Annotated in this window: 8 protein-coding genes; 2 read left to right on the forward strand and 6 right to left on the reverse strand. The window is 55.1% G+C overall.

Annotation, left to right across the window (positions count from 1 at the left end):
* The first annotated feature begins 4 nt into the window (after nucleotides 1-4).
* The gene (locus tag AC5S3R_RS03400; RefSeq protein WP_494265255.1) at nucleotides 5-1,306 is read left to right on the forward strand and encodes an efflux RND transporter periplasmic adaptor subunit; all 1,302 of its coding nucleotides are present in this window, start codon (nucleotides 5-7) and stop codon (nucleotides 1,304-1,306) included.
* Nucleotides 1,306-4,413: an efflux RND transporter permease subunit gene (locus AC5S3R_RS03405; protein WP_494265257.1), complete on the forward strand. Its 3,108-nt coding sequence runs from the start codon at nucleotides 1,306-1,308 to the stop codon at nucleotides 4,411-4,413. The genes AC5S3R_RS03400 and AC5S3R_RS03405 overlap by 1 nt, the downstream gene beginning before the upstream one ends.
* Before the next feature lie 45 nt (nucleotides 4,414-4,458).
* Here AC5S3R_RS03405 and AC5S3R_RS03410 read toward each other — a convergent pair whose 3' ends face one another.
* The 6 genes from AC5S3R_RS03410 to AC5S3R_RS03435 all read right to left on the reverse strand — a co-directional run bounded on the left by AC5S3R_RS03410 (nucleotide 4,459) and on the right by AC5S3R_RS03435 (nucleotide 12,713).
* Nucleotides 4,459-5,850 carry a sensor histidine kinase gene (locus AC5S3R_RS03410; RefSeq protein WP_494265258.1) on the reverse strand — a complete coding sequence of 464 codons (1,392 nt, stop codon included), beginning with the start codon at nucleotides 5,848-5,850 and terminating at the stop codon, nucleotides 4,459-4,461.
* Nucleotides 5,847-6,536 carry a response regulator transcription factor gene (locus AC5S3R_RS03415; RefSeq protein WP_494265260.1) on the reverse strand — a complete coding sequence of 230 codons (690 nt, stop codon included), beginning with the start codon at nucleotides 6,534-6,536 and terminating at the stop codon, nucleotides 5,847-5,849. The genes AC5S3R_RS03410 and AC5S3R_RS03415 overlap by 4 nt, the downstream gene beginning before the upstream one ends.
* A gap of 128 nt (nucleotides 6,537-6,664) precedes the next feature.
* Nucleotides 6,665-7,684, reverse strand: a complete 1,020-nt coding sequence (locus tag AC5S3R_RS03420; protein ID WP_494265262.1) for a YncE family protein — start codon at nucleotides 7,682-7,684, stop codon at nucleotides 6,665-6,667.
* Nucleotides 7,685-7,821: 137 nt separating this feature from the next.
* Nucleotides 7,822-9,249 (reverse strand): ATP-binding protein, encoded by a 1,428-nt coding sequence (locus AC5S3R_RS03425; RefSeq protein ID WP_494265264.1) that lies wholly within the window; start codon nucleotides 9,247-9,249, stop codon nucleotides 7,822-7,824.
* A 2-nt stretch (nucleotides 9,250-9,251) separates the two neighbouring features.
* A complete protein-coding gene (locus AC5S3R_RS03430) occupies nucleotides 9,252-9,926 on the reverse strand; it encodes a response regulator transcription factor (RefSeq protein WP_494265267.1) in 675 nt (224 codons plus the stop codon).
* A gap of 177 nt (nucleotides 9,927-10,103) precedes the next feature.
* Entirely contained in the window at nucleotides 10,104-12,713 is a 2,610-nt protein-coding gene (locus tag AC5S3R_RS03435) for an alkaline phosphatase family protein (protein ID WP_494265269.1), read from the reverse strand.
* Between the last annotated feature and the right edge of the window lie 58 nt (nucleotides 12,714-12,771).

Below are 12,771 nucleotides of genomic sequence, written 5' to 3' on the forward strand. Positions count from 1 at the left end.
GAGATTGACTGCTCGAAAACCGATGCGAGTGACCGGATGGCTCGCGGCTTCCGCTGTTGCTGCTTCCGCTCTGCCTTTGCTGTTTATAGCCGGATGCAAGAAGGACGCGGAGCCGGAAGTGGAAGTGACCGTGCAAGCGGAGAAGCCTGAGCAGGGCCCGATTGCGGAGTACATCACGGCAGATGCGATTCTAGCTCCGCTGGCGCAGGCAGCCATTGCACCGAAGATCAGCGCGCCTGTACGCAAGTTCTACGTGCAGCGCGGAGCCAAAGTAAAAGAAGGACAACTGCTGGCCACGCTCGAAAATGCGGACCTGGCAGCGGCGGCGCTCGATAACAAAGGCTCCTATCTTGCTGCGCAGGCCGCTTATACGACTGCGACGAAAGCACAGGTTCCTGAAGATGCACAGAAGGCAGAGCTTGATTTCGCCCAGGCAAAAGCGAATCTGGAACTGAACCAGAGCATTGTAAAAAGCCGCAAGGAGTTATTCGCGGAGGGTGCAATTCCAGGCCGCGATCTGGACACGGCGCAAGCAGCCCTGGTGCAGGCGCAGGCCGCGTATGATGCGGCTGCGACACACTTGCAGTCTGTCCAGAAGGTGAGCCATGAAGCGGCCCTGCGAGCTGCGCAAGGGCAATTGACATCCGCGGAAGGCAAGATGAAGGGGGCGGATGCACAGGTTGGTTATTCGGAGATTCACAGCCCTATCAACGGTGTAGTAACGGACCGTTCTTTGTTTGCAGGCGAGACTGCTGCGGCTGGAACTCCCTTGCTGACGGTGATGGACACATCCGCTCTGCTGGCTAAGACACATCTGGCACAGAACCTTGCACAGCGCATGAAGATTGGCGATGAAGCAGAGGTGCGCGTGCCCGGCATGGATAATCCCGTGACGGCGAATGTGTCGCTCATCAGTCCCGCACTTGATCCGGGAAGCACCACGGTTGAAGTGTGGCTGAAGATTGACAACAAAGCTGACAAATTAAAGGTCGGCACGCCGGTCAGGGTTGTGATTACAGGTAAAGTCGTCGCGCAGGCATGGAAAATTCCCAACGCTGCCGTGCTGACAGCGCAGGATGGAAGTAAGTCTGTAATGCTGGTGGGCAAAGATGGCGCGGCGCACAAGAAAGCAGTGACTTTAGGCATCACTGATGGCAAGGATGTGCAGGTGCTGAGCGGTCTTTCCGCGTCAGACCAGGTGATTACTGGCGGCGCTTATGGGCTTGAAGACGGCACAAAAGTAAAGGTCGGCGCTGCAGATGATGATGACAAGCCGAAAGCGGGAAGCGGCGGAGGCGATAACTGATGGGCACCACTTCTTCCGCGACAAAAGAGGCTTCTCCCTTCTGGCTGGCTAGCTCAACACGAACAATCTTTTTCTTTGCTGCGATTCTGACGCTGGCAGGCGCGTATCTGGCCTTTCAAGTGCCCCTCTCGGTCTTTCCGGATACGAACTTTCCACGCGTGGTAATTGGCGTAGACAACGGCGTGATGCCGGTCGAGCAGATGGAGGTCACCATCACGCGACCGATTGAAAATGCCGTGAATTCAGTGCCAGGATTGCAGACGGTACGCTCGATCACCAGCCGCGGCTCGGCGGAAGTCAGTCTGTTCTTCGACTGGAACGTAGATATGGTGCGGCAGTTGCAACTGGTGGATGCTGCGCTGAGCAAGGTGGAGCAGACGCTTCCCCCTACTGCGCGCATCACCACGAACCGCCTGACGTTCGCCACCTTTCCGATTCTTGGCTACAGCCTAACCTCCGACACGGTGCAGCAGACGCAGCTATGGGAGATCGCGACATACCAGCTCAAGCCATCGTTGAATCGCGTACCCGGCGTGAGCACGGTGCTGGTGCAGGGTGGCAAAGTACCCGAGTTTCATGTTGTGCCCAACATGGCGCTGCTTGCATCTTCAGGCGTCACCGTCTCCGATCTTCTAAATGCCATTCAGGCATCGAACATTATTGACTCACCCGGGCTCTACGAGACGAACCACCAGTTGATTCTCGGCCTCGTCGGCGCGCAGGTGCATGACGCCGATCAGCTTCGGCAGCTTGTGGTGAAGACGACACCTGCGGGAGCTCCGGTGCGTGTTGCCGACGTGGCGATTGTTGAGCAGGCAACCATGCCGATCTATACGTCTGTAACAGCCAACGGCAAGCCCGCGGTGCTTATCAACATTGCGCGACAGCCCTCCAGCAACACGGTGACCGTGGCCGACAGCGTTGCAGCGCAAGTAACGGAACTGCGCCGCGCTCTGCCTGCGGGAGTCAAGCTTGAGCCTTTTTATGACCAGTCCCAGTTGGTGCGTGACAGTATCTCCAGCGTGCGCGATGCAATTGTCATCGGTCTGCTGCTTGCGTGCGTCATTCTGTTTCTTTTCCTGCGCGACTGGACCTCCTCCCTGATTGCCGGTCTGGTAATTCCTGTGACCATTGCAGGAACAGTTGTTACGTTGTGGTTGCTTGGGCAGAGCTTCAATCTGATGACGCTGGGGGGACTGGCCGCGGCAATCGGTCTCGTCATCGACGACGCCATCGTGGTCGTCGAGAACATCGTAATGCACCGCGACAACAGTGAGGGGCGCATCGATGCTGTACGTAAGGCGCTGCGGGAAATCACGATACCGCTTGTTGGCTCCACCATCACTCCTGTTGTTGTCTTTCTGCCACTTGTATCGACCAGCGGCGTCATTGGCAGCTTCTTTCGCGCGCTTGCCGTTACCATGACCGCCGCACTACTAACCTCGCTGGTGCTCGCGCTCACATGGACGCCCGGCCTCAGCTTTGTTCTGTTGCGCGAGCGGGGCAAAAACGGTGCTACACAGACACACAACGCCGGACGGTTCATGCAGCGCGTTCTGCACGTGCATCACCGTGTGTTGGAGTGGTCCCTGAAGCGACCGATATGGCTGGGCGCGGCTTGCCTGGTGCTCGTTGTTGGAACATGGGCGGCCTATCAGGCGCTCGGCAGTGACTTACTTCCTGAGATGGATGAGGGTGGCTTTATTCTGGACTACATTATGCCCGCCGGAAGCTCGCTGACGGAGACCAACCGCGTGCTGGGGCATATAGAGCAGATTCTGCAATCCACGCCGGAAGTAGAAAGCACCTCGCGCCGCACAGGCTTGCAGATGGGGCTTGCCGCCGTAACCGAAGCTAACTACGGTGACTTCACAGTCAAACTGAAGGCAAAACGTAGCCGCGCAATTGATGACGTGATTACCGACGTGCGCGCACAAGTTCGAGCTACAGAGCCCGAGCTTGATGTGGAGTTCACGCAAGTATTGCAAGACATGATCGGCGATCTATCCAATGCGCCCGAGCCAATCCAGATCAAGATATATTCGCCCGATGCGGAGCTTCTTTCTCAGCTCGGGCCTCGTGTAGGTGACGCCATCAGCAAAATACCCGGCGTGGTGGATGTCGAGAACGGCATCGATAACACCATCAGCGGACCTGCTACAAACTTCCAGGTGAATCCCACAATAGCCGCGAGATTTGGCTTTACCCCGGAAGAAATCTCACAGGATGCTACCGCGATTCTTGATGGCCTTCCTGCCACTAATCCGCTAATTACCAATGGACGGCCCTATACGATTCGCATACGCCTCGGAGAAGACCACCGTTCCTCGCTCGATGCCATTCAGAACACGGTGTTCAATAGCGCCTCCGGTCATACAGCTACGCTTGGATCGCTTGCAAACATTGAACAGCTTCCGCCTCAAAACGAGATTCGCCGTGAGAACCTGCAGCGACTAGTTGTTGTTACGGGACGGCTGGAAGGCACAGACATGGGAACCGGAATAGCGCGCGTACGGCGCACGGTGGAAGGTCTCCATCTTCCTCCGTCTGTGCGCGTAACCTATGGCGGCACCTATGAGGAACAGCAAAAGTCATTCCACGACCTGCTGCGCGTACTGCTAATAGCTCTGGCTTTGGTCTTTGGTGTGCTGCTTACAGAGTTCCGCAATTTCCCCGCTCCGATTGCGATTCTCACCTCATCTGTGCTGTCGATCTCTGGCGTGATTCTGGCTCTGCTCGCTACCGGAACGACCTTCAACGTGGCGTCGTTCATGGGGCTCATTATGGTGATAGGCATCGTGGCGAAAAACGGCATCCTGCTACTCGACGCAGATGAACGTTTTCGTGCGGAAGGCTCATCGGCAAGCGACGCTATGATGCATGCGGCACAGCGCCGCCTGCGGCCAATCATGATGACCGCGATTGCCGCTGTATGCGGAATGCTGCCGCTGGCTTTCGCACTCGGCGCCGGCTCGCAGATGCTGCAACCGCTCGCGATTGCCGTAATCGGCGGCCTCGTCATCTCTATGGCGCTTAGCCTGGTAGTAACGCCGGTTGTCTACTTCCTGCTCACTCGCCGTCGCGATGCAAAAAGCGAAGCTGTGTAATGCAGCAGGCCGATAAAGATACTTGCGCTGGCCTGCCGCTTATAACTAACGGAACGAGACTTTGACGGTGGTTCCTTTGCCCTGCGTGCTCTGCAGCTCAATCGTGCCGCCGACAGATTCCACAATGCCTTTACAGATTGCGAGTCCAAGGCCGGCGCCGCCTGTATCTCGCGAGCGGGATGGATCTTCACGGAAAAATCGCTCAAAGACATGGGGCAGGTTCTCCGAAGCGATTCCGGAGCCGAAATCTCGCACCTCAAGCATCGTGCCAAGGTGACCGTTTTGCGCTGGTCGAACGGTCACGCAAACCTCGGAGCCACGCGGACTGTGCTGCACGGCGTTCATCACCAGATTTGAGACTAGTATATGCACAGCGTTTTGCGGCAAATGCGCTTTCACATTGCGCGCAAGCGATGGAACAATATGAACGTCTTTGTGCTCCGCAATGCTTGCAATGGATTTCAGCACGGAAGCCACTTCTTCTCCTATATCGATATTCATCAACCGATCTTCTGGACGCTCGCTGGCCTTGGCCAACGTAAGCATCTGGGAAACAAGCTCTTCCACGCGCTGGTTATCGTCAAGCACCTGCTCAAGGCCACGCTGATACTCCTCTGGAGAACGGCTGCGCATCCCCAGCAATTGAATGGTGGAGCGGACCACCGCCACGGCCGTCTTCAACTCATGCGCTGCATCGCTGATGAATCGCTGCTCTTTTTCAAAAGCAAGCCGCAGGCGGGAAATTGTGCTTGAAAGCGCATGCGCAAGCGGAGCAAGCTCGCGTACGCGTAGTACCGAAGGCGGAGGCTCGAAGGCAAGCGAATCGACGCGAATAGCCGACGCCTCTTCAGCAAGCTCTCTGAGTGGAGTAAGAAGGCGGCGCAGAAGATAGACGAGAATAGCGGCGGTGACACATAGAAGAACTACGCCCATTAGCACATAAAAGCTAACAGCCTCCCGTACCTCGTGCCACAAGTTATCGATGCGAACGGCGTAGACAACAAAAACGGGTCGGTGCAGGCCGACTCCGGCTGTTTCTTCGCGGTCGATAATTCGCATGGCATTTTTCTGCAACACGCGATATTGGTGATGATCCACATCCACGCTGCGCACGCCGTTTTGAGTCAGCGACACCAGCGCCGCAGGCGCATGCTGGGATGTGCCCACCAACTTCCCATCCAGCGTATACACGGCGTAGACATCGCTGGACGGTGGCTTGAATTCCTGCGGGTCCACCATTACATGCGCGCCGGGGTCTTCCGCATCTTGCACAGCGCCTATCAGCGAATCAGCACGGCCCTGTATTGCAACATCCACGGCACGCAGACGTGCCCGCCATTCATGCCAGATGGATGTCCCCGCAAAAGCCAGTGCGCAAACAAACTCAATCAGTAATACCGCGGCAATGGCGCGGCGAACAAGAGAAGCATCTTTCATGCGCTCTCCCTGTCTTCCGTGACAAGCCGGTAGCCACGGCCTCGTCTGTTCTCAAGAACAATCTCCTCCGTTACATTACGCAGCTTGCGGCGGAGATTGGAGATATGTGCCTCAATCACATTGGAGTGGTGCTCCCACGTGAAGTCGTACAAGTGCTCCAGTATTTCGCGCTTGGAAACAATGGCGAATGGATGATGCATGAGATATTCGAGGATGCGATACTCCATAGGCGAGAGATCGAGAAGCTGCTCACGCACACGCACCGTCTGCTGGGTTGGGTTCAGCTCAATATTACCCATTCGCAGCAGCGTCTGCTTCACTCCCTTTCCGCGGCGAATGAGCGCCTGCGCCCTGGCAATCAATTCGCCAAGGTCAAAGGGCTTCGTCAGATAATCATCTGCGCCCAGATTCAACAGTTGAACTGTGCTCTGTTTTTCCGCGATGGCGGTAAGAACCAGCACCGGCGTATCGCCATCCCGGCGGCGGAGTCGGCGCAGCACTTCATCTCCGCGTAATTTGGGGAGCATCAGGTCGAGGACGATAAGGTCGTAATCCGCCGTTTGGCAAAGAAGCAGCGCCTCCTCACCGTCATGGCAAATGTCCACGGCGTAGCCAGGGCCCTCACGCAACGCCGTTGCAATGTTTTGCGCCAGGCGCAACTCGTCTTCCACTATCAGTATGCGCACGTACTGAGCCTCGTTCTTAGGCTAGCAAGCGGACGCTTGTTTGAGAATAGGGGCGCCATTCAACACAACAGCCCTGTTACAAGGGACTGGGATGTGGTTTTTGTCACATCCCAGTTTGTATCTGCCGCCTAGTGACGTTCTATGACAACGATTTTGAACGTACCCGGCTTGGGCTTGGGGCGTCCGGCGGTAACAGGCTCAAGCTCTGCTGTCGGCAGGTAGATGCGGTGGCTCTTCGCGTCCACGCCCAACGTGCGTGCGCCGGCAGGAGTCTTGACCGCCTGGGTTATCTCGAACTTGCTACCCTTTTCTTCCGCTACGAAGAACGTGCTGTCACCGCAGCTTGCAAATGCCTGGCCTTCTGAAAATGCCGTAGCATCCACACCCGCGCCAATCGGTAGAGAGGCCTCCACCTTGCCGGTATCGGAGTTCATCACGATAAGCTTCTGCGGATCACGGCACCCGATGAAAAGACGATGCGCCTTGGCGTCAATCGACAACCCAACCGGATGACCGCCCGGAGCAACGGGCCACTTCTGTACGGTCTTGCGCGCTTTCAAATCAACAACGGCAACAAGCCCCTTGTCCTCAAGGTTAACGAATGCCTTGCCATGTCCATCCACGGCAAGGAACTCGGGTTTTCCACCCAGTTCAATAGGCGCGCCGACCTTACCGTTCACCGGATCGATATCCGGCTTGAAGGCAAGAAGGGCACTGCTGTCACCGGCGGAAACAAGAACAAGATTTGTGCCCGGGTCATAAATGATTCCGTCTGCGTCCGCCACTGAGGCCAGCGTTCCCAACACAGAATACGTTTTGAGATCAAAGATGGTGATTGCTCCGTTGCCCGCGCCATCCGAGATAAATCCGCGGTTCAACGCCGGCACAATAGCGACTCCATGCGCCCTCTTCTGGCCTAGAATATCGCCAAGCGTCTTTCCAGAATCCGCATCAATGACCATGGTATGAGTGGTTCGGGTTACAAACAGGCGATGGCCTGGAGAATCCACGGTGACATAGTCCCATGCACCTTCTCCGCCAATGGGAAGTGTTTTGGAGACGGACCATGCGTACTGTGCATGAAGGGACAGACCGCCTGCAACCAATGCCAGCGCAGCAGCCAGCCAGATAGAACGTACGAAACGCATCTTTGAATCGCTCCTTTTGCAGCATGAAGCCACGGAAAGCCGCAGCGTATTACTTGCAGTTTTCTGACTATAGGTGGATAACCTTAAGCCACAATGAAGGTCATCGATTCTGCAATCTAAGAGGCATCTGAGGCGGCTCAGGCAACCGGTGCATAGACTGCTTCAGGGAGTTCGCAGCGATAGGTCATTCTAGGAATCCATACGGTGAAGGTGCTTCCCTGTCCGGGGATGGAGGCTACATCAATCGTTGCGTGGTGCGCTTCCACAACCCATTTGGCAATCGCAAGCCCAAGCCCACTGCTTTCTCCGCCGCCCGCCCGGGACTCATCTACACGGTAGAACCTGTCGAATATCCTGGGCAGCACATGTGCGGGAATTCCAATGCCCGTATCACTCACCTGAATCCTTGCCTTTCCAGCTTCCTTTGTGAGCGACAGGGTAATAGAGCCTTTCTCCGGCGTGTATTTAATTGCGTTATCCAGAAGAATGGCCAGCATCCGCCGCAGCAAAGATAAATCTCCGTCTATCGATATGCCCCTTTCGACAAACAGGCGAATGGATTGCCCTTTGACTACGGCGCGGGGCTGGAACTGATGGGATATCTCCTCCATCATCTCTGTCAGATTGATGGTCTTGCGCTCAATCTTCTGGTCAACCATATCTGCCCTCGCGATTGCGAGAAGGGTGTCGAGCATCTGCGCTGTTGCTTCGCACTCCACATTGATGGAACGCAATGCGGAACGGTATTCCGCTGGCGATCTGTCGCGACTGAGCGCAAGGCCCGCTGTCGTCATCATGATTGTGATTGTTGTGTTCAGGTCATGCGAGATGTCACTCGTAAATTGCGTCAGTCGCTCCACTGCAATTTCAAGCCGGGCAAGCAGCTGATTCCATGTTTCTGCAAGTACCTGCAGCTCGTCTCCGGTCTCTGGAACAGGAATTCTCCGTTTCAGATCCTGAATTCCAATGCCTCTTGCTTCCGCTGTAATACGGTTAATCGGTTCCAGGGCTCGCCCACTCAAAACAAATCCACCGCCGACGGAAATCAGCAGCATGATGGGGCACAAGAGAAGATATAAATTGCGCACTGTCGCCAGCAGATCATAATGCTCATCTATCTTTCCAGATAAGGAAATTCGATAGGCGTGACCTCGCAGCATGGCCACATGGTCCAGAACGCGGACAAGATGAGCGTCATTTGAGATAAGCCCATAGCACCTTCGCGAACAGTTTTGATTCAACCACGGATCCTTGAAGTCACCTATATTGGACGAGGCATATACCGTCTTGCCGTCTGCCTCATAAACCTGGATCGTATCGGTTGAAGCGTATACCAAGCTGAGCTGGCGCAATATATCCGCCAAAGGTGTCTCTGGCGTGGTCTGCGGCCACTCATTGACAAAGCGGATGAGACGTTCTTCGCGCCCTTCCATCGTATGCTGGCGTGAGCTTTCCAACGCATAGTTGAGCGTCCAATACGAGAACGATGCGAGCAATACCATTGTGGCTGACGAAAATACGATGTACAGGATACAAAGGCGTATGCGCAGCGATCGGTGATTCATCTTCATTTGTCCGCTACCAGAGTGTAACCAAGGGAACGCACTGTCTTGATGAGACTTTCTTCGCCCTTAATATCGATTTTTGAACGCAGACTATGAATATAAAAATCGATACTGCTGTCGCTCACATCTGCGTCATAAGACCACCCAACTTCGCGTACGTGGTTGCGCGTTACCAACTGCTTCTTGCACCGCATCAACAGCTCTAGCAGCACATACTCTTTTCTGGTCAGACTAATCGGCTGACTCCCCCGTGTCACCTTTCTGTTCGTCGTATCCAGCACCAATTCGCCTGCAGTCAAGCGCACAGGAGCCAGAACCGGCCCGCGCCTGCTGATGGCTCGCACGCGCGCCATGAACACCTGAATCTGAAATGGTTTTGTCAGGTAGTCGTCCGCTCCAAGATTGAGGCCGCGGACGATGTCCGGCATCGTGTCGCGCGCCGTCAGCATAAGAACCGGAAGATCGCATTTTTGTGCGCGTACCTGCTGCAGAACAGCGAAGCCATCCAGACCGGGCAACATAACATCTAGCACAGCAAGATCAAAAGGCGCACTCAGAAGAAGGTCGCGCCCATGGTCGCCGCGCTCAGAGAGAACAACCTGATGCCCCTCTTCCATAAGTCCCTGGCGAAGGATGTTTCCAATTCTCTTGTTGTCCTCAACAATGATGATGTTCATATGCTCTGCTCGAAAACACGCACTCTCAAAAATATGCTTCAGCAGTGTGACTATGGATATTATTTGCTCGCATTGTTAAGGAAGCCTTAAGACAAGTGCAGCTGCCAATGCACCAATGCAGAGGCAGCCGCGACTTATCTTATGTTGTGGTAGTAATATACGTCCGAATCTAATCGTTCATTCCTTGCCTGTTACTGGCTGAAAGGCGGCAGAATGTCTCTTCCATTCTGGATACTCCGTGCCCATGCTGTTTCGCCACAGGATTGCATTAAGTTGCTCGGTCGGAACATCATCCGGTTCCTTCCAATCCATCTTGCTGGAAGCAATGGCATCCAGCTTCTGCTGGCCAGTCAAGGAATTCCGCGGCGGGTTCATCTCATAGATGGACTGCCTGGGCTCAATTGCCTGATACGGAGTGAGGTCCGGTTGGCTCTGAAAGCTGGCCCGCATATCGTTGGCAATTAGATCAAAGACCGACATAGGCTTCACGCCGAAGATCATTTCAATGGTTTTCACCATGCTGACCTGCGAGTAAAACGTGGAATCGACCATGCCGCGCTTTGTGTAAGGGCTGACAGCCAAAGCAACCGTGCGATGCCCATCCACATGATCCAGACCATCCTGCGCATCATCTTCGACGATCAAAATGAGCGATGACTTCCAGAATCGTGAGTGCGAGATTCCTTCCACGATCTGCCCAATGGCAAAATCGTTATCAGCAAGGCATGCCTTTGGCGTGGTAAAACCTGGAGTCGTGCCCTGCGTATGATCCGACGGAACCTGCAGCATGACGAGATTCGGCATCTTGCCGTCTTTTTCCCAATCCTTCAAGTGCCGAAGAAAGATGCGTGCACGAACAACATCTGGCACCTTCAAGCCGTAGTTTGGGTAGTCCGGGATTAGAAACTGATTTAACCGCGCAATGGGAGCCTTGGTGCGAAATGTGCTAGCAAAATCGCTCCCTTGCTTGTACTGCTCCAGAAGCTTCGCGCGAAAATCCCCGTTGTCTTTCCCGCCCAGTTGGCCCGCGTATTCCCCAAAATCAGCAAACGTCTTATGGTTGGCAATCAGGTGGTCCCAGAGAAAGCCCGAGCCCGCAAATGCCAGCGGATCATCGCCGTTTTTCGGATAGCTGCGGCCGTTGTAGCCAGGCCAGTAAGGGTAGTCTGTCTCTGCGGCTTGCGTAAGCCATTGGTGCCCGTCCGCGCTGTTGCCGCCGTTCGCAAAGAAATTGTCCAGCAGTACGAACTCCTGCGCCAGCTTGCGGTGATTCGGAATTACATCACCGTCATACTGATTCAGACTGGGGTCTCCATTCCCCTTGCCCAGTGAGCCGAAGTACTGGTCGTAGCTGCGGTTCTCCTTGATGATGTAGACGACATGTTCGATTGTGGAAGGCTCGCCGAGGCGCGCAGGAACCGGCTTTGGAGCCACATTGGCACGTGCGGGAGCAGCCGGCATCAACTGACCGGGAATTCCAAGGTGATTGTCCTCCGCAACCGCAATACTGTAGCGAGCAAGCTCGTCCTCATCCGGCACAGGAATAATGTGAACTGTTCCACGATCCGCATGAACGTAGCGGCGATGGTCATTCAGCTCCGGCTTCATTCCATCACGTTTTTCACGATTCAACAGATTGGGGCTGTTCCAGCCCGTTCCCACGCCCAGCATGGTGGAAACCGCGATGTACTTGCCATCGGGGCTCGCAACAACATCATCGGGATACCATCCCGTCGGGATATAGCCCATGGTGCGAGGATGCGCACCTTTCACATTCAGCATGCCAACAGCGTTAATCCCGGCGCAGGCAATGTATAGCAAAGAATGGTCTGGAGAGAGAGCGGCAGACTCTGGCGCAACACCCGCAACCTTTTTATCAAATGGCTGAAGTGCAATGGTCTCCAACACACGATTGGTTGCCGTATCCACAACAGAAACCGTATCCGAGTTGCTGTTCGCAACATAAAGCCGCTTGCGGTCTTCATCCCAAGCCATGCCGGACGGATGCAGGCCGACGGCGATATTCGCAGTCGCCTGTCCGGTCACAAGATCAATGCGAGTGACCGTACCACTGGCTGGAATTCCATTCTCATCCACAAGTATCTGGTCTGCACCTTCATTTGTCCCTGTGGTAGCCGTTCTCTCTCCCGGCTTTGAAAAACGTCCGCCCCAGTTGCTAACGTACGCGATCGAACTATCGTGGCTGACCACAACGCCAAACGGAGCGATACCTGTCTTAACTTTCGCGATAACCTGTTTTGTGTCAAGGTCGATAACCGCAGCAGCATCATTAAACGTAAGAGCAACGACCGCAACACGTTGCCCATGCGCATTCTTTTTCAACCCCAGCGCAACGCTGCCTGCCTGCTGTTCCCCGAGATGATTCGCAATAATCGTGTTATGTGGGCTGTCGAGAGTGGCAAGCTGCACATCTGCACCCTTCGATTTCGCTCCGCCCGGCGTACCACTCATCAGCGCAACACGCGCCACTGGATCATAAGCCAGCCCTTGCATTCCTGTACTGAGCGGAGAATCCACCACGCCCATCATGCGGTTACTCTTCAAATCAATCTGAAAGACATGCGAGCCACTCTGCCCCAGCGTTACCGCATAGATAGAACTGCCATCTTCGCTGAAAGCAACTCCATTGACGCGGCTTTCAAAAACACTCTGCAATCCGGCTGGCGTAATTCCCTGACGGCTGGGGATAATTCCCGGATCAACGACGGTGTTGACGGGCCGAACGGCTTTGGAAGGCTTCGCTTCCTGCTCGCCAACCGGCCCCATCTTTTGCGCTCCTTGCGACGAGGAATCCTGTGCAACTATCCCGTGAGGCATTCCGCTG

This window comes from Occallatibacter sp. FHG110214_02, assembly GCF_059115385.1.

Bases quoted from the DNA above. Each gene is read 5' to 3' on its own strand.
- AC5S3R_RS03405 (WP_494265257.1), top strand. From the start codon at position 1,306: ATGGGCACCACTTCTTCCGCGACAAAAGAGGCTTCTCCCTTCTGGCTG.
- AC5S3R_RS03410 (WP_494265258.1), bottom strand. From the start codon at position 5,850: ATGAAAGATGCTTCTCTTGTTCGCCGCGCCATTGCCGCGGTATTACTG.
- AC5S3R_RS03420 (WP_494265262.1), bottom strand. From the start codon at position 7,684: ATGCGTTTCGTACGTTCTATCTGGCTGGCTGCTGCGCTGGCATTGGTT.
- AC5S3R_RS03425 (WP_494265264.1), bottom strand. From the start codon at position 9,249: ATGAATCACCGATCGCTGCGCATACGCCTTTGTATCCTGTACATCGTA.
- AC5S3R_RS03430 (WP_494265267.1), bottom strand. From the start codon at position 9,926: ATGAACATCATCATTGTTGAGGACAACAAGAGAATTGGAAACATCCTT.
- AC5S3R_RS03435 (WP_494265269.1), bottom strand. From the start codon at position 12,713: ATGGGGCCGGTTGGCGAGCAGGAAGCGAAGCCTTCCAAAGCCGTTCGG.